A 19,739-nucleotide genomic window follows, 5' to 3' on the forward strand; every position below is an offset into this window, starting at 1 on the left:
CCTCTGTTACAGGTCGCCTGTCAGGTCATCGTTCAGGATGCGCCGCCGGCTGCGCGCGCCCAGCACCCGCATGGCGCATGACGTGCCGCACAGCGCGGCCAGCCCCCCAAGCCCGCACAGCAGCAGCGGATGGCCGCCCAGATACCAGTCCGGCAGCATCCACGCCGGCATGTTGCCCACGGTGTAGAGGCCGCCGGTGCGGTAACTGTCCAGACGCGCGCCATGGCGGATCACCATGTCCCCCTGGAATCGCGGCGTGTCGGCCGGGTCACGCAGGTCGCGCACCATGGCGGACAGCGCATCGGGTGTTCCCCCCAGCACCGCGACGACGGAACGCTGCGCGGCAAAGGGCGACTGCGCCGCCACCAGCGCGCCCTGCGTGAAGTCGCATGCGGGCACGTCACGGCCCTGCGTCACCCGCGCGCGCAGCCGCGCCAGCAGGGAGGGCGCGCGCACGCATCCCGCGCGCGCCAGGGCGGCCCGCCCGTTGCCCAGCCCGTCCAGTGTGGAAAGCAGCAGGATGTCACCCGTTACCGAGGCATCAACCGGCATGTCGGTGGCCCGGACCGTAACCCCGGTCGCGGGATAACGGCTGATCGCCCCGGCAAAGCCCATCATGTCCACGAATGCGCCCACAGTGCCATCGGCGGGATGGGGCGGCAGCAGCACGGTCGTCTCCGACAGGTCGGCCATACGGGAAAAGGGAAAGGCCGAGGCGGCGAACAGCGCCACATCCGGCAGGACCGCGAAATGCCGCGACTTGGAAAAATCGATGGTGGAGGACGGGTCCAGTTCCACCACCGCATCCGATGCGGCGGCGGCGGCATCCGTCATATGGCGGGGATGGACATCGAAATACAGCCGCAGTTCGTTGTGCCGCGCCATTTTCCACACCGGCAGTTCCAGATCGTGTTCCACCGGCGCGCCGGGCGTGCGAAACGGGTTGAGCGACAGCGGCACCAGCGGATAGGAATGCAGGTAGGTCCCGTTCAGCGTGATGCTGACACGCGATTTCGCACGGTCCAGCACGCCGCCTTCGGGCGCGCTGATCTGAAGGCGCGCCATGAACGGCCTGGAACGCCATGAACGCAGGTCCGGTGGCAGTGAAAGCGCGATGTCAAGCGTGCCCGATGTCAGGCCACGGGTACGCAGCGCCGCCGTGGAAACCAGTTCCCGCAGGGTCACGGGCCGGTCCGTGCGCACCACGCCGGGGGCATCATAGGGCTGGCGGGCGGGCGGATGCACGACGGGGGCCGCGGCATAGGCCCCCGGCGCGTCATGTTCCGCCCCCAGCACCAGCGCCTGTGCCGCGATCCTGACCTCGGCCGGGGTGCGGCCGGTCACCACCAGCACCGTGCCGAACCTGTCGTGCGGGTTGGGCATGACCGCCAGTGCCGGCCCCGCCGGCGCGCGCCCCCACGGCCCCGGCTGCCCCGGGGCAATGGCCACGGCACTGCCCTGATCGGGGGGGATGGCGGCCACGTTGAAATGGATGCCGCTTTCACGTGACTGCAGGCCAAGCCACGACGCCACCATGCCCGCCGCCTCCAGCTGCGCCGGATCACGCCCGCCGGGCAGCACGAAGGTGACCGCAGCCGTCCGCGCCGCATCGGGGTCCAGCACCGGATAGGGCAAGGCGGAGAGCAGCCGGTGCGGCACCAGGCCAACCGTGGTCAGCGTCAGGGTGGAACGGGGCGAGATCACGACCTGCACCCCCGGATCGCTGACCTGCGCCGCGCTGCCGTCCTGCCCGCGCGCATCGGGGCCGCAGGCGGGGGCGGACGGGTCGGCCGGCTGCGGGGCGCGCAGGAACAGGCGGAAATTGATCCTGTTGCGCGTATCAAGGAACATCGGGCTGAGCGGCAGGTCCACCGGCCCGAAAGCGCCATCGGCGGTGGGGCAGATCACGCCCGCGTCCTGGTTGTTGATGCTGACCGCGACCGCCACGCGGCCCGCGGCACCGCGCGCGGTGCCGGAAATGCCCAGACGGGCGGCGGTAATGATGATGTCCCGCCCCACGCCCGCGCTCAGGCCATGCAGCGGGGCGTTCGCGCGCAGGACCATGTCCTCCGTCCGGCCCATGTCCGCAAGGGTGCGCGTGCGGGTAACCGGCTGGTGTGAAACCTCGTCCACATCCGCGCTGGTCATATGGGCATTGTCAATCGCGTCAACGGACCCGTCGGCCACCACCGCCGGGCCGGCATCCGCCATGGCGGGGGCCGCCTGCGCGCGCGCGTCCATGGCCGGCAGCAGGAGCATGGCGGCAAGGACCAGCGCCGTGCCGATATCGCGCAGCACCACGGTGCGATCGGGCGGGATGACAAGCTGCTGGCGGGGCAGCGTTTCGTCCTGCGCTGCCGTTTTCCGCGCAACGGCGGGCGGCGTTTCATCCCGCACGCGCGGAGGGGGACGGAACAGCGCGCAGATGCTGGCCACCAGCAGGTACAGGCTGCGCAGCGGGCGGTCGGGCGGGAAGTCGGACCACCGCGCCCAGGCATCGTCGCGGCCAAAGACCAGCGCCACCACCTGCCGTTCCGACGCAAGCCCCGCAATGACCCATTGCAGGTGCAGCCGCCCGCCGCACCGGGCAATGATGGTCGCCCCCATCGTGGCCGGGCCGGAAGGCAGCGACCAGCGCAGCATGACCCGCCCCCCCGCCGCGCCCGGTACCGTGGCGGCGTCAAGCTGGCAGCCCCCCATCGACACGTCCACGCTGCGGCAGGCATGCACCTGGCCCTGTGCATCCACCAGTTCGAAGGGAAGGCTGGCGGCCACGCGGTGGCTGTGCCGGCGCTGGCGGGTCTCGCGCGCTGCCGCAACACCGCCCAGTACGATGATCAGGCTGAACAGCACCCATATCGAATTGACGGCCATGGCGCGGAACACAAGCGTTTCATGGTAATGGACAATCGCCGCCCAGATGCCGCTGACCAGCCCCACCGCCAGCACCACGGCCATGATCACGCCGGGATAGGACGCACGCCAGTCAAAGCGCTCCCGGTCCAGCAGGCCGCCCTTGTCCGTTACGTTGAAGCTGCCCTTGTGCGGCGCGATCATGGTCACGAACGTCATGCGCACCAGGAACGGCGCGAGCATGGATTCGTAAATCTCGCTCCAGAACGAATAACGCCACCGCCCCTGCAGGCGCGACATGGTCATGGTGGTATGGAACAGGTGCGGCAGGGCATAGACCGCCAGTTCATACGGCGATGCCGCGATCATGGTGACACCCAGGAACAGGTAGGCCAGCGGCGCCAGCAGGAACATCATGCGCGGTATGGCAAAGAAGTAGTTCGTGGCCGCCGCCATGTAGCAGATCCGCTGCGTCAGGCGCAGGCCACGACCCAGCATGGGGTTGTCGATGCGCAGCATCTGGAACATGCCGCGCGCCCAGCGCACGCGCTGGCCGATCTGCAGCAGCAGGGTTTCCGTCTCCAGCCCGGCGGCAAGCGGTTCGCGCAGGTAACCCGTCCCCCACCCCTTGCGCTGCATGCGCAGGGCGGTGTGGGCGTCTTCCGTCACGGTTTCGGTGGCAAAACCGTTGATCGACACGATGGCCCTGCGCCGCAGCAGGGCGCATGACCCGCAGAAGAAGGTGGCGTTCCAGAAATCATTCCCGTCCTGCAGCAGGCCATAGAACAGGTTGCTTTCGGGCGGGACCTGCATGCCCCGGCTCATGTTGCGGCGGAAGGGATCGGGGGAATAGAAGTGATGCGGCGTCTGCAGCAGGGCCAGGTTGGGGTCGGCCAGCATCCACCCCACGGTCTTTTTCAGGAAGCCGCGCACGGGCACATGGTCACAGTCAAAGATCGCGATGATGTCGCCGGACGTGACGCCTATGGCGTGGTTGAGGTTGCCCGCCTTGGCATGCACATTTTCCGCGCGGTTGATGTAGCCCGCCCCGACCTGCCCTGCGAAGTCACGGAACGCGCGCCGCCGCCCGTCATCCAGGATGTAGACGTTCAGCCTGTCTGCCGGCCAGTCCATGGACAGGCAGCCCAGCACCGTGGTGCGGACGATGGAAATGTCCTCGTTATAGGTCGGGACATACACATCGATGACCGGCCATGTGCCCTCATCTTCCGGCAGGGGGTGGATCTGCCGCCGCAGGGGCCAGGCCAGCTGGAAATACGTGAAGCCCACCCGGATGGTGGTATAGATTTCCCCCACAGCAAGCGCCAGGACCAGGCTGCCCTGCAGCACCCCGTCAAGGTCCAGGGTGGAGGTGAACCGCCACACCAGGTAACGCCCGGATACGACAATGGACAGCACCATCAGAAAGCAGCGCGACCACCGTTCGTCATGCCGCCGGACAAGGAAGAACAGGACCGCACCCCCCACCGCCACGAAGAACTGGTGGTCGGGGGTGAGATAGGTCAGGCTGACCACCGCCATCAGCAGGGCAAAGAGCGGGCCGGTGACGAAGGGAGACTTGAGAATACGCCAGATCATGGAAATTCGGGACGATACGCTGCAATTCAGTAGGCGGTTTCAGGAACGGGACATTCGTTTCGGGCAGTCCCCGCGGTCCCGCACCCACAACCTGTGGTACAGGCAGCACCCGTCCGCCATTACATGATGGTCATTTATAAAAAATCCTGATTTCCATCCGGCTTTATCAGAACAGAATGGATATATATTGTAATATAATGGTTAATTTTCCCCCTTATATTGGAAATATATCCCTGTCAATGCCCGCTTCCGGTCATCAACATTCCATTTTTCATCCGGTTTTCCGGGCGGGAAACGGGCCGGCCGCATAAGCGGCGGCGGGGCTTCCCTGATCACCGCGCGGGGACCTGCCTCCGGACGGGGCATATCGGGGGATGTTACGCGGAATTAATGTGCCCGTCCGTGCCGGGGGGCACCGGATGACCCCGGGGCCAGGGTGGCGGGGCCGGTGTGCGGGGGCCGGGATGAAGGCAGCGGGGCGGCGCGCAGGCCGCGCCCCGGCCCCCGGTTCATGGTCAGTTCTGGTGCAGGTAGAATTCAACCGGAACGGTCAGCGTGATGGGGTCCCCCGGCACGCTGTCGGGCGGGGCGGGCAGCGGCTGGGCGCGGCGGGGCAGCGCCACGGCTTCCTGGTCCAGCATGGAATGGCCGGAACTGCTGGCCAGTTCGACCGAGATGACATGCCCCCTGCGGTCCATGGAGAACCGGACGGTGGGCACGCCTTCCTGCCGCGCGCCCATTGCGGCGGGGGGATAGCGCTTGAACTTTTCCAGCTGTGCCAGCAGGGCACCCTGCCATGTAAGCGGGTCATGCGCCGCGCGGGCCGAACTGGCACCCGGTGCCGGCGCGGCCTGTACCGGCGCGGGCGGCGCCTGGACGGACGGGGGCGCCGTGGTGGCATCGGCCGGTGGCGTCCTGTCGGGCACGGGTTTTTTCAGGTGCGGGACCGGCCTGGGCTTTCTTGCAGGCAGCCTGCGCTTTTCCTCCGGCGGTACCGGAACCGGTGGGTCGGGCACGGGGGCGGGCGGGGCCGTGACGCGGGGCGGCGGGTCGGGCTGCGGGTCGGGTATGGACAGGGTCTGCCGCGGGCCGGGAGGAACATCCGTTGGCGGCATCGGGGTGGCAGGGGGTTCGGGCGCCATGTCGATGGCAATGGCGGCGGGCGGCGGAGCGGGCGGCGCCACGGGCGGGGGCGGCAGGCGCATGACCCATGCCACGGCACCACCGGCCACCGCCAGAACCACGGCAAGGGACACCCCGCACCGGATGGCTTCCGCCCGCCGGGCCAGCCTTTCCTGCCCCTGCCGCCACTGCGCGAAGGGCGGCAGGGAACATGCCGGGCCGGTGGCCGTCATGGCGCGGCCCCCGCCCCGCCCGCGGTGGCGGGGTCGCGCCCTTCCTCCCGCCCCTGCAGGTTGACCAGCGCCACCCTGAGGTACCCGGCCGCGCGCAGCCTGTCCATCACGCCCATCAGCGTACCGTAATCCACCGTCCTGTCGGCCCGCAGGAAGATGCGTTCGTCCCTGTTGCCTTTCGTCGCCCCCTCCAGCGCGCCGGGCAGGGCATCCGGGGTGATGTCGTCCTCGCCCAGGGCCAGGCCGTGATCGGCCTTTACGGTCAGGAACACCGGATCATCCGGGCGCGGGGCAGGTCTTTCGGCAGAGGACGGCAGGTCAACCGGCACGTTGACCGTGGCCAGCGGGGCCGTGACCATGAAGATGACAAGCAGCACCAGCATCACGTCAATGAACGGCGTAACGTTGATCTCGCTGGCCTCGTGCGGGTTGTCATCGGCATGGCGGATACGGATGGTCATGGCCGCCCCCTATTCCGCCGCGGCCAGGGCATCACGCGGCTGCGGGTCAAGACGCACGACGCTGCCCGCCGCCGCCGGCAGCCGCGCCCGCCCCAGATCGCGCGAGACCAGGCGCATCACCAGCGCGGTCAGGTCCGCCACCTGCGCGCGGCATGACGCCGCCTGACGGGCAAGGTGGTTGTAGATCACCACCGCCGGAATGGCGGCCACCAGCCCCAGGGCGGTTGCCAGCAGGGCCTCGGCAATGCCGGGGGCCACCACGGCCAGGCTGGTCGCCCGGCTTGCGGCAATGCCGGTAAAGGATGTCATGATGCCCCATACGGTACCGAACAGGCCGATGAACGGCGCGGTCGCCCCGATCGTGGCCAGCACGCCGGTGCCACGCAGCAACCGGCGCCCCTCGGCGGCTTCCAGCCGTTCCAGATGGAGCACGATGCGTTCCTTCAGGCCCTCGCCATCATCGGGAATATCGGCAGAGCAGCGGCGTTCGGTCTCGGCCGCCATGACCAGCGTGTGGGCGATGGAGGCATTGTCGCGGGTCCATTCCTCGCCCAGATCAAGGGTATTGGCCTGCTCCAGCGCCTGTTCGGCGCGGCGCAGCTTCAGCCGCACGCGCAGCAGTTCGACCGATTTGGCGATGAAGAGGGTCCATGTCAGCACGGACGCCACGGCCAGCAGGGTCATGACGCAGCGGACCACGGGGCCAGCCCCCAGGAACATGGCCCAGGGAGAGAACGAAATCGGGGTCATGGCTGACCTTTCCTGACAGAAGGGTTGCGGGGCCAGGCGCGGACCGGGCCGGGATGGGGGGCGCGCTGCGGCACCACGGCCGCATCCGGGCCGCCTGCGGGCCGGCCCCGCCATGGCGCATCATGACCTGCGACCATGTCGCATCTCTGCTTGAAAGACAGCATCGGCAATCCGGTAATGCACGCGGCCAGAAGGAAGGGGACGGTAGTCGCTGCCCCCTGTTTACGGCAGGCCGGCGGTGGAGGGTACGGGGTGTCACGCGGACAGGTCAATCAATAATGAGTGTAAGAATGAATCGCAAATAAATTCTGCACGGTGTCCGCCCGTCCCGCTTCCCCATGGGCCGGGACAGGACGGCATGCCGCAGGCCACCCCCCCCTTCTGCCGCAAAAGGACAGGAACCGGTCGGTTAGGCGCCACCCTGCCATCGGGCTGCCGGGCGGGTTCTGCGGGAAAGAGCGCGCGGCAGGCCCGCTTTGCCTTGCGGTGCCGGAAACGAAGAGGCTTGCGCCGCCCGCGACGGGATGCCGCCCCCGCTGAAAGCCCTTGCGGGGGGCCTGGGTCCCCTATAATCGGAAGAAAGTGCGCACAGGGGGTCGAATGGCGGATCAGGACAGGAAGCGGAAATTCTCAGGTCGGCCCGACAGCCGGATGTCGGAAGAACTGGACGCCCTGATCCTGAAAACCGCCACCCGCCTGTTTGGCGAACAGGGCTATGCCGCCACGTCGGTCGAACAGATCGCGGCCGTGGCCGGGGTGGGCAAGCAGACGATCTACCGGCGGCATCCCTCCAAGGAAAGCCTTTTCAAGACGGTCATTGCCGAACTGGGCAACAGCTTCCTGCGTGCCGCATCCCCGTCCGCGGAGATGGTGTCCAGCGACCCGCTGCAGGCCCTGTACAAGACCATGCGGATGCTGCTTGACCTGATCCTCAGCCCCGAGACGCTGTCCCTGAGCCGCACCTTCATTGCGGAAGGATGGCGCTTCCCCGATCTGGTGAACCATGCGGGTGCCCATATCTTTGACCCGCTGGAAAAACTGACCTGCACGCTCCTGACCGCCGTCTCCCGGGCGGGGCTGCTGAAGGCGGGGTGCGACCTGGAGGAAACCAGCCAGATGCTGGCCACGCTCTGCCTTGGCGGCCCCCACCAGCAGGTGCTGTTCGGGCGCAGGGTGCTGCTGACGGCACAGGACCGGGACCACTACCTTGATCACGCCTGGCGCGCCTTCATGACGGGCATACTGGCCACACCCGTTCCCCCGCCGTCGGGCAACAGGGACCGCCGGTAACGGGCTGGCGTTTTTTTGGCGTACCGCCACGCGGCCGGAATGCGGGCGGCCGCCGGTCCAAACCGGGACGGGCGGGACATCCCTCCCCTGCCCCGCCGTTATTTCCGCCTGCTGTCCTGTGGGGTCCTGGTGTCAAACCCGCCCCCGATCGCCCTGTACATGTCAACCGATGCATCAAGGCTGGACAGCCGTGCGGTCGTATGCGCCAGTTCCGCCTGCTGGGCCAGTACCTGCGCCGACAATACATCCAGCCTGCTGGAATAGCCGTGTTCCAGCCGCAGCTGCGTCAGTTCCACGGTTTTTTCGGCCGCCGTTTCCTTATCCCCGTCACCCTGTTCGCGCGTGCGGGCGTTGGCCTGTTCCAGCAGGGCGTCATGCACTTCCCTGAACGCGGTGCGGATGCTCTGCTTGTACAGGATCACCTGCTCGTTCTTCTCGGCGCGTGCCAGCCTGACGCCGCTGGCGGTGCGACCGAAATCCATCACCGGCGCCGCCATGGAGGCCGCCAGCGTCCATGACCGCGTGGTGGCGCGGTACAGATTGTCGATATCGATATTGTTCACCCCCGCCAGGCTGGCCAGCGAGATGGTGGGAAAATAGGCCGCGCGCGCAAAGCCGATATTGAAGTTGCTGGCGATCAGCGTCTGTTCATGCATGGCGATGTCGGGCCTGCGTTCAAGCAGGGTGGACGGAATTTCCGGCGGTGTCGGGATGGGAATGGTCAGTTCGTCGATGTTCTTGCCCCGCTCCATCGCCTGTCCGATGATCTGCTGGGGCGCACGCCCCAGCATGACGGCCAGCGCACTTTCCGCCTTGCCGCGCTGGTCCTCCACATCCGGCAGGGCCGCCTGTGCCGCGTCGCGCTGTTCGGTCACGTTCTGCACCACCAGCGCATCCACCGCGCCCACTTCATGCTGGCGCCGCACCAGCGCCAGAAGGGCTGTCTGGGTCCCGATGGTCTGTTGCAGGATCTCGCGTTGCCGGTCCAGCGCGCGCAGGCTGAAATACAGCTTGGTGGTGGCGGCAGCGATGGACAGCCGCGCGGCCTCATGCCCGTACCCCGCCGCCTTCACGCCCGCCTTTGCCGCCTTGCTCAGGCTGGCGTTCTTGCCCCAGAAATCGGCTTCGTAATTCAGCATGCCGCCCACGAAGCCAAGGTTGCTCATCTTGTGTGTGACCGGCAGTTCATCCTTCAGGTGCAGGCGGCCCATGGCATCCGCGCCCGCCACCGAGATGGAGGGCAACTGGTTGGCGAAGGCATATTTATACTGTGCCCGCGCCTGCTGCAGCTTTGACCCGGCCAGGGCAAGGTCATCATTGTTCTTCAGCGCTTCGGCCACCAGCGCGTCCAGGACCGGGTCATGATAGCTGCGCCACCATGCGCCGCCATCGGGCACGGTGGCGGCCTGCTGCGTGCCCCATTTATCGGGCATGGGCATCTGTGGCCGGTGATAGGTCGGCGCCAGCCACGCGCAGCCCGCCAGCAGCGCGGGCAGCACAAGGATCGGGATGCGTTTCATCGGGCGGCTCCCTCAACCTGCGGTTGTGGCGTTTCCTTGACCCGGAACCACAGTACATACAGCGAAGGCAGGAAGATCAGCGTCAGCACCGTCGCCACGGCCAGCCCGCCCATGATGACATCGGCCATCGGCCCCCAGAACACGCTGGATGCAATGGGCAGCATGCCCAGTATGGCGGCAACAGCCGTCAGCATGATGGGACGGAAACGGATCTTGGCCGCATTCATCACCGCATCCCATTCCGACTGCCCCAGGTCCTTCTCGATCTGGATCTGGTGGACGAGAATGACCGAGTTGCGGATGATCATGCCAATCAGCGCCACCAGCCCCAGCATGGCGATGAACCCCATCGGGTGCTGGGTCAGGAACAGCGCGCCGACCACGCCGATCAGGCCAAAGGGCGCCACACTGATGACCAGCGCCAGCCGCCTGAAGTCCTGCAACTGGATCATCAGCACGCCCAGCATGACCAGGATCATGAGCGGGACAACGGCGATGACGGATTTCTGCGATTTCGCACTTTCCTCCACCGTGCCGCCTACGGCAACGTGGTAGCCCGCAGGCAGGTCCGCGTTGAACGCCGCGATTTTCGGGGCCAGCGTGGCAACGGCCGTATCCGCCTGCACCCCGTCGCGTAGCTGCGCCTGTATGGTCAGCGTTGGCAGGCGGTCACGCCGCCAGATCAGGGGATAGTCCTCGACGTAAGCGACGCTGGCGACGGTGGACAGCGGCACCGTGAGGTCATTGGGCAGGCGGATGTCGAGGTTGCGCAGGTCCTCGATCGACAGGCGCTGGGCGTGGTTGGCGCGCAGCACCACATCGACCAGATAGATGCTGTCACGCACCTGCGTGGCCGTAAGCCCGGTCACGGCCGAATTGATGGCCAGCGCAATGGCCCCCGATGACAGGCCCAGACGACGGGCCTCATCCTGCCTTACCTCGACCTTCAGCTTGCGCGCGGGGTCGCCCCAGTCAAAATTGACCATGTGCAACTGGTTGCTGTCGGCCATGATCTTCGCCACGTCATGCGCGTAATGCCACACCCGGTTCGGGTCGCGGCCGGTCACGCGGTACTGCACCGGCCAGCCCACCGGTGGCCCCAGTTCCAGCGGGAACAGCCCATGCACCACATCGGGCATGTCGCGGCTCAGGGCCACGTCCAGCCGCCTGCGCAGCCGGTCACGCGCCACGGCACTTTTGGCGACGATGACGGTCTGGGTAAAGAAGTCGTTGGGCAACTGTTCATTAAGCGACAGGTAGAAGCGCACGGCCCCGCGCCCGACATAGGAACTCCAGTGGTCGATGTCGGGATCATGGCGCAGGATGGCATCCAGTCGGCGCGAGACATCCGCCGTCGCCCTGATCGACGCCCCCTGCCGCAGCGACAGGTCAACCAGCAGTTCCGGCCGGTCGGATGCGGGGAAAAACTGCCGGGGCACCAGTGGCGAGAGCGCAATGGCCACGACCAGTGCCCCAAGGCAGGCCAGCACGGTGGCGCGCGGCCTGCGCATGGTGAACAGCAGCGCACGGCTGAACACGCGCAGCAGCCGCCCCTCCGGCGGGGCATGGGGTGCTGCCGCCGGGCGCTGCTTCAAAATGGTCACACCCACCAGCGGGGCCACCAGCACGGCCACGAACCACGATGCGATCAGCGCCATGCCCACCACGGCGAACAGGGAGAACGTGTATTCCCCCGCCACACTTTTCGCAAAGCCGACCGGGATGAACCCCGCCACGGTCACAAGGGTTCCGGTCAGCATGGGGAACGCGGTCGAGACATAGGCATAGGTCGCGGCCCGGGTCAGGGTCCAGCCTTCCTCCAGCTTGCTGACCATGCTTTCCACCGTAATCATCGCGTCATCGACCAGCAGGCCAAGGGCGATGATCAGTGCGCCGAGCGAGACGCGCTGCAGGTCGATGCCGAACAGCTTCATGCACACGAACACCACTGCCAGCACGAAGGGAATGCAGAACGCCACCACCGTGCCCGCCCGCCCGCCAAGGCTGAGGAAGCTGATGCCCAGCACGATGGCGATGGCCTCGAACAGGGCTTCGGTAAAATCGCCCACCGCGTCATGCACCACCTTTGGCTGGTTGGCGACCAGATGCGCCTCGATCCCGATGGGCATGCGGGCATGCAGTTCGGCCATCTTGGCCGTGATGTTCTTTTCCAGTTCCAGCACGTTGCCACCGCTGCGCATGCTGAGCGCCAGCCCGATCGCATCCTGCCCGCCCACGCGGAACAGGGTCTGCGGCGGGTCGGAATAGGTGCGGGTGATGGTGGCGATATCGCCCAGCCGGACCTTGCGGCTGCCGGCATAGACCGTGACATTGGCAATGTCCTGCACCGATCCGAACTGCCCGGTGGGCTGGACCTGTATCTGCTCACGCCCGGTATCGATCACGCCGGATGGCACCGTGGCGTTCTGCGCCAGCAGGGCTGCCGCGATCGTGGCCCCGTTTATGCCCAGCCGGGCCAGATGGTGGGTGGAGAAATCGACATAGATCTTCTCATCCTGCGCGCCCAGCGTGTCGATCTTGGCCACGTCGGGCACATGCAGCAGTTCGTCGCGCACCGTCTCGACATAGTCACGCAGGTCGCGGTGGGAAAACCCGTCGGCGGTAAAGCCGTAGATGATGCCGTAGGTATCGCCGAACTCATCATCAAAGAACGGGCCGACCGTGCCCTGCGGCAACTGCGCCTTGATGTCGCCCACCTTCTTGCGCACCTGGTACCAGATATCGGGCACCTGCGCCTTGGGCGCGCCGGACAGCAGGTTGACGAAAATCGTGGTCTTGCCCGCCAGCGTATAGCTCTTGACGTAATCGAGGTCGGGCGTTTCCTGCAGTTTCTTTTCAATGCGTTCGGTCAGCTGGTGGGTGGTTTCCTCCACCGAGGCACCGGGCAGGAATGCCTCCACCACCATGGTCTTGACGGTAAAGGGCGGGTCCTCGTTCCGGCCCAGTCTGAAGTAGGACTGGATGCCGGCCACACCGATCAGGATCATGAAGAACAGGACCAGCGCCCGATGGCGGATGGACCAGTCCGACAGGTTCATGCCCCCCGGCGCACGGGGCTCAGGGGCGGACATCGGCTTCATCCAGCAGGCTGACCTTTTCCTGTGGGTAGAGCGCCTGCACGCCCGCCGTCACCACCCGGTCCCCGGCGTTCAGGCCGGATGCGATCACCACGTCATCGGTGGCATAGCGGGCAATGATGACGGGGCGGAGGGAGACGCGCAGCGTGTCGGGGGCGATGATCCAGACCGCGGGCCTGCCGTCCTGCACTGTCAGGGCGGCGGGTGGCAGATGGACGGTTGGCGCCGATGGCACGGACAGATGTCCCGTCACCACAGCACCCAGCGGCATCATGTCGCGCGTGGCGCGCAGCAGCGCCCTGGTATGATAGGTGCGGGTGGCCGGATCGGTATCGGGGGCGATTTCATAGATCGCGGCGGGGGCGCAGAGCGCGGGCGTCGCATCCAGGCACACCTTCATGGTCATGCCCACGGCCAGACGGGACCGCGCCAGGGCCTCGGGCATGTCGAACTGCCCGTCCAGCCCGTCGCCCGCCGCCATGCGCAGCACGGGCTGGCCCGCGGCCACCACCTCGCCCGCTTCCACCAGCCGGTCGGTCACGATGCCGTCGTCGGGCGCCAGCAGGCGGGTATAGCCAAGCTGTTCCTGCGCCACGCGCACCTGCGCCTGTGTCGCCTGCACCTGATCAAGCGCGGTTTTGTAGCGACGCACCGCGTCATCATAATCGTTGCGTGAAATGGCCTCTACCGGCAGCAGGGCGGCGGCACGCTGCTTCAGGGGAGCGGCCTGTTCCAGCGCGGCTTTCGCGGTGGCGTTCTCCGCCAGTGCCGTACGCAGCGTCTGCTGCGGCACCGTGTCATCCAGCCGTGCCAGCACATCGCCCGCATGCACGGTGCTGCCGGCGGAAACCGCACGCTCCACCACCTTGCCGGGCAGGCGGAAGGCAAGGTTGATGGACCGATGGGCGGCGACCTGCCCTGTCATCACCTCGGCATTCCTGTCAGGCCCGGGTTCAACCATGACCGAGCGGACGGGGCGGACTTCCTCCGCTGGCGGTTTTCTGTGGCAGGCGGAAAGAAGCAGCAGCAGGCACAGCAGGACCAGCCCGGTTCCCGCCGGGCGATGCGCCGGTCCGGGCATGGCCGGGGGCGTGCTGTCCCCGATGGGCCCGCGCACCCCGGAAACGGTGGGCAGGCCGGATGGCGGCCGTACAGCCCCCCCGGCTTTTGTGCCAGCATGTCTGGTCTGCATGGGCAAGGAGCATCCTCAATCATGTCCGGAACCCGACGACAGGGGATCCAGTGGCCACCATTTCATAGACGAGACCGTATCGTATTGCAATGAAGTTCACGACCATGCCCCCCTGCCACCCGCCATGGGGCGGCATGCCGGGGCCCTGTCAAAACCGGCCCGGCAGCAGGGCCACGCGCGCCCCGGGGCAAAGCGGATGCCGGCCAGGTGTGCTGTCAGGCCCGGCCTGTCGGCAATCAGGGCGGGGTGGCGGCCGGTGCCGTCATGGCATGCGCCATTACGCCGGACGGGCAACCATGACATGTGGTCCGGCTTCTGGACCCGATCTGCTGACGGGCCAGCCGAAATAGGCAGAAAGGCCCGTCCTGTCGTAATCCGTAATGGCATTGAACCCGGCGTCCCTTAACATGGCGTGCATTGCCACGGGACTGAAGCGGCTCAGCCACGGTTCCCCGACGGATGCGACAAACCTGCCGCGTTCCTCCATCCGCTTCCTGTGGTGTCCATGATAATTTTCAACTGGTTCGCCATAGTCAAATACGATTTCGGCATCCGGAATGCCCGATACGAAGCGCAGCGTCTGTCCGATATCCGCGCGCGTCAGGTAAGGCACGACCCCCAGCCATGAAAAAAATGCGGGCTGGCCGGGGTCGAACCCCGCATTGACCAGACCGGCACGCAGGCTGTCCTGCGCGAAGTCAACGGGCACGTATGTCAGGGACCGGGGCACTAAAAGACCCATCCGTGCCAGATGCCGGCGCTTCCAGTCCTGCATGACGGGCCTGTCCACCTCGAACACGCCAAGGCCGTGCCGTTCATACGGATTACGCAGGCCAAAGGTATCGACGCCCCCACCCAGGACAACGGCCTGCCTGACACCGCGCCGGACGGCATGGGCCAGCCTGTCCTCCGCGATGCGGCTGCGGATGGCCATGAAAAGACGAAAACCCTTTTCTCCCGGCCCGTCCCCTGCCGTGGCAAGCGTTTCACCCTCTGCGCCCATAACCCGGATTGCGAGGGGATCGGTAAAGACAGCCCCCCTTTCCAGCAGCTGATGCCGCGCACGGTGGCGGGCGACGCGCCATGCGGTTACGCTGGGACATGCATTGACCATGGTCTTTCACCCAATTAGAGCGGACACAGGGGCAGGCACCTGCCGGAAACAGCCATCCTGATCAGCAGGCCATCATACCCGAACTACGCATATCATCACGGTTACGGGGCCGCCCATATGCCGGTACCGTGTATTTTCGCCCGGTTCATTCCGCTCCGTGGGCGCGGGCCATCCGCAGGGCACGCCGTGTGGTGGCGCCATCAAGCTGGCCCTCCCATTTCGCGACCACAATGGTTGCGACACAGTTGCCCATGACATTGCCCAGCGCGCGGGCAATCCCGATGAACCAGTCCACCGCAACCAGCAGAACCAGCCCCGCAGGGGGAATTTCCGGCACGACCGCCAGTGTCGCGGCCAGAATGACAATCGCAACCCCGGGCACGCCATGCCCCCCCTTGGAGGTAACAAGGGCGGTGCCCATGACCAGGAAGAGCTGCGTCCCCGTCAGGTGAACGCTCGATGCCTGGGCCAGGAACGGTACCGCCAGCCCCAGATAGATGGACAGCGCATCGAGATTGAAGGAATACCCCGCCGGGATGACCAGCCCCACGACCTCACGCGGGATGCCGATGGCGGCAAGTTTTTCCATGATCGGCGGCAGCACCGCATCGGACGACGTGGTGGCCAGCACAACCGCCAGTTCCGCGCGCAGGTACCACATGAAGGAAAAGATCCCCACCCCGCACAGGCGCAGCAGGAGACCAAGCCCGAGCAGGACAAACAGGCCGACCAGCACGAAATACAGCCCGACAAAGACCCCAAGCTGCCCCAGCGACCGTATGCCGAAATGACCGACCGTATAGGCAATGGCCCCCAGCACCCCGACCGGGGCCACCCGGATGACCATGCCCATGATGCGGAACAGCACGGCGGCAATGGCGTTGACCAGTGCCGCCGCCGGTTTTCCCTGCGCCCCCGCCATGGACAGCCCGCAGCCGAACAGGATGGCGAACACCAGGACCTGCAGCACGTCATTCTGCACGAACGCGCCGAGCGGACTGGCGGGCACAAGATGCAGCATGAAGCCGGCAGGCCCGTCATGGCGCAGGGCGGCGGCATTTTCACCGAACGTGCCGGCAGGCCCCGGGGCCTGCGCATCCGCACCGACATGCAGGCCCGCGCCCGGCTGGCATATCATCGCCGCCAGCACGCCAAGGAACAGGGCAACGCTGGTTACGGCCTCAAAATAGAACAGGGCCTTCAGGCCGATCCGCCCGACGGTGCGCAGGCTGCCGGCCCCTGCAATGCCCTGCACCACCACACAGAACACAAGCGGGGCCATCAGCATGGCGATCAGCTTCAGGAACAGGTCGCTCAGGACCCTGAGCGAGACCGCCGTGTCAGGCGCCGCAATGCCCAGCCCGGCACCCAGCACGCTCGCCACGACAATCTGGAAAAACAGCGATCGGCAGAAATGCATCTCGTTACACTCTATGGCCTGCCCGTCCCGGCAAGGACGGGCGACCTTTCTTGAACACAAAATGGTCTATCACGGTCCAGATCGTTTCGAATACGACCGGCATGTTCATTCCCTGCCACGCCATGCCAGAAGACAGAGAACCTGCATCCCGACCGCCCCCAGCGGCAGCCAGACAAATCCGCCCATGATCCAGAACGGCAGATCCGGTGGCTGTGTCATTCCGCCCTCAATGTAGTGCCCCCATGAGAGGAACTGCGCCAGAACGAAGCCGGTCAGCCCCATCGCCAGCTTCGTGACCCATGTGTTGATCGAATACGCCAGGCCAGCCGATCCGGTCGAAGTCCGCGGATCACCATCGTCCACGGCTGCCGCCAGCACGGTGTAATACAGCGGGGACATCACACCCTGCGCCAGTGCCAGAAGTGCTACGGACAGGAAAAAGCCCGTCATGGACGCACCCGCAGCGGCCATTGCCAGATAGGCCACGCCCTGCGCGATCAGGCATATCACCCCGCTGCGGATGGTCCCCATACGTCTGGCAAGGGGCAGGCACGCGGGCACGCCCGCGAACAGCAGCACGGTGATTAAGGTAATGATATTGGCGCCCAGCTGCTCCGTGCCGCCCAGGATGATGCGGGCGTAATACAGCGCAAACCCGAACAGGGCCGCCTGCCCCACGAAATAGAAGAACGCGAGCAGATTGCTCAGCACCCATCGCCGGTTTCCCAGCAGATGGCGCAGCGTGCCGACAAAAGCCTGCCGGACGGGTACCGGCGGATGCCTTACGGTGCAGCCACGCGCCACGCATAACCACAACACGCTACCCAGAACCGACAGGGCCAGCACATAGACCGCCATGCCATACCGGTGCTGCGCCGCACTGTCGCCCCCACCCAGCCAGGTGATGGCGGGAATGGTCAGCAGCGCCACAAGCAGCGATCCGGCCTGACAGCCCATCATGCGGAATGCGTTAAGGCCGATGCGCCCCGTGGCGGAGCGGCTCATCATGACGGCCAGCGCGCCATAGGGTGTGTTGATGCACGAATAGATGGCGCCAAACACGATATAGGTCGCGCCAGCCCACAGGATTTTCCCCGTGGGTGAAAGCGGCAGGGCCAGAAAGCACAGGAAACCCGTTATGCCGAAGGGAATGGCAAGGAAGCGGATCAGGCGCGGCACGACCAGCCCGCCGATACGGTCAACAGCATAGCCTATGGCCGGGTCACAGAAGGCATCCACAACACGGGCCACCAGCAGTATCCATGATACGGCGGCCAGCGGCAGGCCATATATGTCCGTATAATAATACATCAGGTAGGATGACGTCATGCCCCACATCATGTTGGAGGCGGCGTCCCCGCAGCCATAGGCCGTCTTTTCTTTTACGGAAAGCACCTGCCCGTTCCCCATTACCCTGCTTTCCCTGAAATTCCAGGCCAGTCCGTACGCCATTCCATGGCTGTGCAACGCCGGGCCGGACCCGGCGCCATCGATCCATTGCCAGTTACCATGTCCGCCCCGGGACAATACCGCAATGTCTTTCCACCTCGGATGGGGCGGTCGCCGCCTGTCAGCCCGACGAAGGGCCGTTGCGGGTAAGCACCGGCCCCGGTTTCGGGAACGGGACAGAAGAAAACGGTCATTCTGGCCCGTTATCCCGATTTCGTGACAGCTTCGCGCCCTCATGGTCTGGAGCGGAGCGGCATATGCGGTAATCTGACCGCCCTCTCGCCTTTCCCCTGACCGGAAGGAAAACGTCAATGGTCCGCCTGCGCCATACCGTCATTGCCGCGTTGCCGTTTCTTGTTGCCGGGCACGCCAGTGCGCGCATGGTCGACAGGCCGGTTTCGTGGACATTCGAGGGCGCGCGCTATGACAGCGTCCTTGTCTATGACGACGCGACGGCCGCGCGGCGGCCGGGCCTTCTGATGGTTCCCGCGTGGTTCGGCGTCAACGAGAACGCCATCCGCAAGGCCGAAGGCATCGCGGGGCAGCGTTATGTGATCCTGCTGACGGATATGTACGGCGCCACGATCCGCCCGAAGGACACGGCCAGCGCACGCGACGCCGTATCCCCGCTGCTGGCTGACCGGCCCATGATGCGCCGTCGTGCCGCGTTTGCCCTGGCGCGGTTCAGGTCCCTTGCCGCGCAGGCACCGATCGACACGACCCGCCTGGCCGCCATCGGCTACTGCTTTGGCGGCGCGGCGGTCCTTGATCTGGCCCGGAGCGGCGCGGACATCGCCGCTGCGGTCGCGTTCCATGGCAATCTCTCGACTGATGATCCCGCCCTGGCGCATGCGATCCGGGCGCGGGTTCTCGCCATGAACGGGGCGGACGACACCACGACCAGCCCCCAGTTTGACGGCTTCCTGACCGAGATGCGCGCAAGCCCCGCCCCGTGGCAGTTTCTTGCCATCGGCCATGCTGTCCACTGCTTTACCGAAAAGGAAGCGACGGCCGCATCGGGCCTGTGCCGGTATGATGCGCAGGCGGACGGCTGGTCATCAAAAATGATGCGCGCCTGGCTTGACGAAAGTTTCGCCACACACTGAAGGTCCGGGACGAATATCCCGATCCGCTTCCGCGGAAGCGGAAGATGCCCGTCCGGGCGTTTCCCGGAACCTTGTCAGGACGCCATGATACGCCGCATGCACGCGCCTGTGGCGTCCCGTCCCGCAAGGCCGGTCGGAACGCCGGTTCCGCCTGGTATGCCCGGCAACGCTTGCCGCATGCGTGAGGCGACGGGAACGTCACGGGCAGGCCCTGCCCCCCGGCACCACCGCTTCGCCTGGTGCGGCGGCTGGCACACAGGGCTGGACTGGAAAGCGCGGGGGATCGTCCATACCCGGCTCATTCCGGGGCACAGGCCGGTTGCCGCGCCGTGACTGGACCCGGGCATATGATTTAGAGTATTTTATGTACAGGAAACCCGGTCAGAAAAGGCCCCATAATGTGAGGTGGTCCCGTCCGTTCGGACAGTTTTGTGGGCTTGATAAGCTATACCCGGTTGTTGTTATGCCGCCCTTCTGACGGCGTTGCTGTTGGCCATCTGGTCCGGGGTTAACCCCGGACCAGATGGCGTCG

General features: G+C 66.1%; 13 protein-coding genes. 2 read left to right on the forward strand and 11 right to left on the reverse strand.

The genetic code is table 11. The annotated features are described in order from the left end of the window. Positions 1-6: 6 nt before the first annotated feature. From bcsA to exbB, 4 genes are all read right to left on the reverse strand, one after another. Positions 7-4,452 carry a UDP-forming cellulose synthase catalytic subunit gene (bcsA, locus tag CFR78_RS13725; RefSeq protein ID WP_110581272.1) on the reverse strand — a complete coding sequence of 1,482 codons (4,446 nt, stop codon included), beginning with the start codon at positions 4,450-4,452 and terminating at the stop codon, positions 7-9. Between the two features lie 515 nt (positions 4,453-4,967). Continuing rightward, the gene (locus CFR78_RS13730) at positions 4,968-5,807 is read right to left on the reverse strand and encodes an energy transducer TonB family protein (RefSeq protein WP_099963198.1); all 840 of its coding nucleotides are present in this window, start codon (positions 5,805-5,807) and stop codon (positions 4,968-4,970) included. After that, the gene (gene exbD / locus CFR78_RS13735; RefSeq protein ID WP_039999988.1) at positions 5,804-6,268 is read right to left on the reverse strand and encodes a TonB system transport protein ExbD; all 465 of its coding nucleotides are present in this window, start codon (positions 6,266-6,268) and stop codon (positions 5,804-5,806) included. The genes CFR78_RS13730 and exbD overlap by 4 nt, the downstream gene beginning before the upstream one ends. A 9-nt stretch (positions 6,269-6,277) precedes the next feature. Continuing rightward, positions 6,278-7,018 (reverse strand): tonB-system energizer ExbB, encoded by a 741-nt coding sequence (gene exbB / locus CFR78_RS13740; protein ID WP_110581273.1) that lies wholly within the window; start codon positions 7,016-7,018, stop codon positions 6,278-6,280. A gap of 600 nt (positions 7,019-7,618) precedes the next feature. Between exbB and CFR78_RS13745 the strand changes: the two genes are divergently transcribed. Then, positions 7,619-8,308, forward strand: a complete 690-nt coding sequence (locus CFR78_RS13745) for a TetR/AcrR family transcriptional regulator (RefSeq protein ID WP_110581274.1) — start codon at positions 7,619-7,621, stop codon at positions 8,306-8,308. A 98-nt stretch (positions 8,309-8,406) separates the two neighbouring features. Here the strand turns inward: CFR78_RS13745 and CFR78_RS13750 are convergent, their stop codons facing one another. The 7 genes from CFR78_RS13750 to CFR78_RS13780 all read right to left on the reverse strand — a co-directional run bounded on the left by CFR78_RS13750 (position 8,407) and on the right by CFR78_RS13780 (position 18,062). Beyond that, positions 8,407-9,828, reverse strand: a complete 1,422-nt coding sequence (locus CFR78_RS13750) for an efflux transporter outer membrane subunit (RefSeq protein ID WP_110581275.1) — start codon at positions 9,826-9,828, stop codon at positions 8,407-8,409. Next, complete coding sequence (locus tag CFR78_RS13755) at positions 9,825-12,929, reverse strand: efflux RND transporter permease subunit (RefSeq protein ID WP_110581276.1); 3,105 nt, start codon at positions 12,927-12,929, stop codon at positions 9,825-9,827. Before CFR78_RS13755 ends, CFR78_RS13750 begins: the two co-directional genes overlap by 4 nt. Next, a complete protein-coding gene (locus tag CFR78_RS13760; RefSeq protein WP_258366154.1) occupies positions 12,907-14,007 on the reverse strand; it encodes an efflux RND transporter periplasmic adaptor subunit in 1,101 nt (366 codons plus the stop codon). The genes CFR78_RS13755 and CFR78_RS13760 overlap by 23 nt, the downstream gene beginning before the upstream one ends. 207 nt (positions 14,008-14,214) lie before the next feature. Further along, positions 14,215-14,421 carry a hypothetical protein gene (locus tag CFR78_RS13765; RefSeq protein WP_146221294.1) on the reverse strand — a complete coding sequence of 69 codons (207 nt, stop codon included), beginning with the start codon at positions 14,419-14,421 and terminating at the stop codon, positions 14,215-14,217. Continuing rightward, positions 14,396-15,232, reverse strand: coding sequence for a class I SAM-dependent methyltransferase (locus tag CFR78_RS13770; RefSeq protein ID WP_110581279.1), 837 nt, complete (start codon positions 15,230-15,232; stop codon positions 14,396-14,398). Before CFR78_RS13770 ends, CFR78_RS13765 begins: the two co-directional genes overlap by 26 nt. A 145-nt stretch (positions 15,233-15,377) precedes the next feature. Then, on the reverse strand, positions 15,378-16,652 hold the full coding sequence (locus tag CFR78_RS13775; protein ID WP_110581280.1) for a cation:dicarboxylate symporter family transporter: 1,275 nt from the start codon (positions 16,650-16,652) through the stop codon (positions 15,378-15,380). Positions 16,653-16,757: 105 nt separating this feature from the next. After that, positions 16,758-18,062 carry an MFS transporter gene (locus CFR78_RS13780; protein WP_110581281.1) on the reverse strand — a complete coding sequence of 435 codons (1,305 nt, stop codon included), beginning with the start codon at positions 18,060-18,062 and terminating at the stop codon, positions 16,758-16,760. Positions 18,063-18,412: 350 nt separating this feature from the next. Here CFR78_RS13780 and CFR78_RS13785 point away from each other — a divergent pair, with 350 nt between their 5' ends. Next, on the forward strand, positions 18,413-19,207 hold the full coding sequence (locus CFR78_RS13785) for a dienelactone hydrolase family protein (protein WP_110581282.1): 795 nt from the start codon (positions 18,413-18,415) through the stop codon (positions 19,205-19,207). The last annotated feature ends 532 nt before the right edge of the window (positions 19,208-19,739 follow it).

The organism is Komagataeibacter rhaeticus (genome assembly GCF_003207855.1).
Classification (GTDB): Bacteria; Pseudomonadota; Alphaproteobacteria; order Acetobacterales; family Acetobacteraceae; genus Komagataeibacter; species Komagataeibacter rhaeticus.

Coding starts and splice junctions, on each gene's coding strand:
- CFR78_RS13730 (WP_099963198.1), bottom strand. CDS start 5,807: ATGACGGCCACCGGCCCGGCATGTTCCCTGCCGCCCTTCGCGCAGTGG.
- CFR78_RS13760 (WP_258366154.1), bottom strand. CDS start 14,007: ATGCCCGGACCGGCGCATCGCCCGGCGGGAACCGGGCTGGTCCTGCTG.
- CFR78_RS13765 (WP_146221294.1), bottom strand. CDS start 14,421: ATGTCATGGTTGCCCGTCCGGCGTAATGGCGCATGCCATGACGGCACC.
- CFR78_RS13780 (WP_110581281.1), bottom strand. CDS start 18,062: ATGGGGAACGGGCAGGTGCTTTCCGTAAAAGAAAAGACGGCCTATGGC.
- CFR78_RS13770 (WP_110581279.1), bottom strand. CDS start 15,232: ATGGTCAATGCATGTCCCAGCGTAACCGCATGGCGCGTCGCCCGCCAC.
- CFR78_RS13785 (WP_110581282.1), top strand. CDS start 18,413: ATGGTCCGCCTGCGCCATACCGTCATTGCCGCGTTGCCGTTTCTTGTT.
- CFR78_RS13755 (WP_110581276.1), bottom strand. CDS start 12,929: ATGAAGCCGATGTCCGCCCCTGAGCCCCGTGCGCCGGGGGGCATGAAC.
- exbB (WP_110581273.1), bottom strand. CDS start 7,018: ATGACCCCGATTTCGTTCTCTCCCTGGGCCATGTTCCTGGGGGCTGGC.
- CFR78_RS13775 (WP_110581280.1), bottom strand. CDS start 16,652: ATGCATTTCTGCCGATCGCTGTTTTTCCAGATTGTCGTGGCGAGCGTG.
- exbD (WP_039999988.1), bottom strand. CDS start 6,268: ATGACCATCCGTATCCGCCATGCCGATGACAACCCGCACGAGGCCAGC.
- CFR78_RS13750 (WP_110581275.1), bottom strand. CDS start 9,828: ATGAAACGCATCCCGATCCTTGTGCTGCCCGCGCTGCTGGCGGGCTGC.
- bcsA (WP_110581272.1), bottom strand. CDS start 4,452: ATGATCTGGCGTATTCTCAAGTCTCCCTTCGTCACCGGCCCGCTCTTT.
- CFR78_RS13745 (WP_110581274.1), top strand. CDS start 7,619: ATGGCGGATCAGGACAGGAAGCGGAAATTCTCAGGTCGGCCCGACAGC.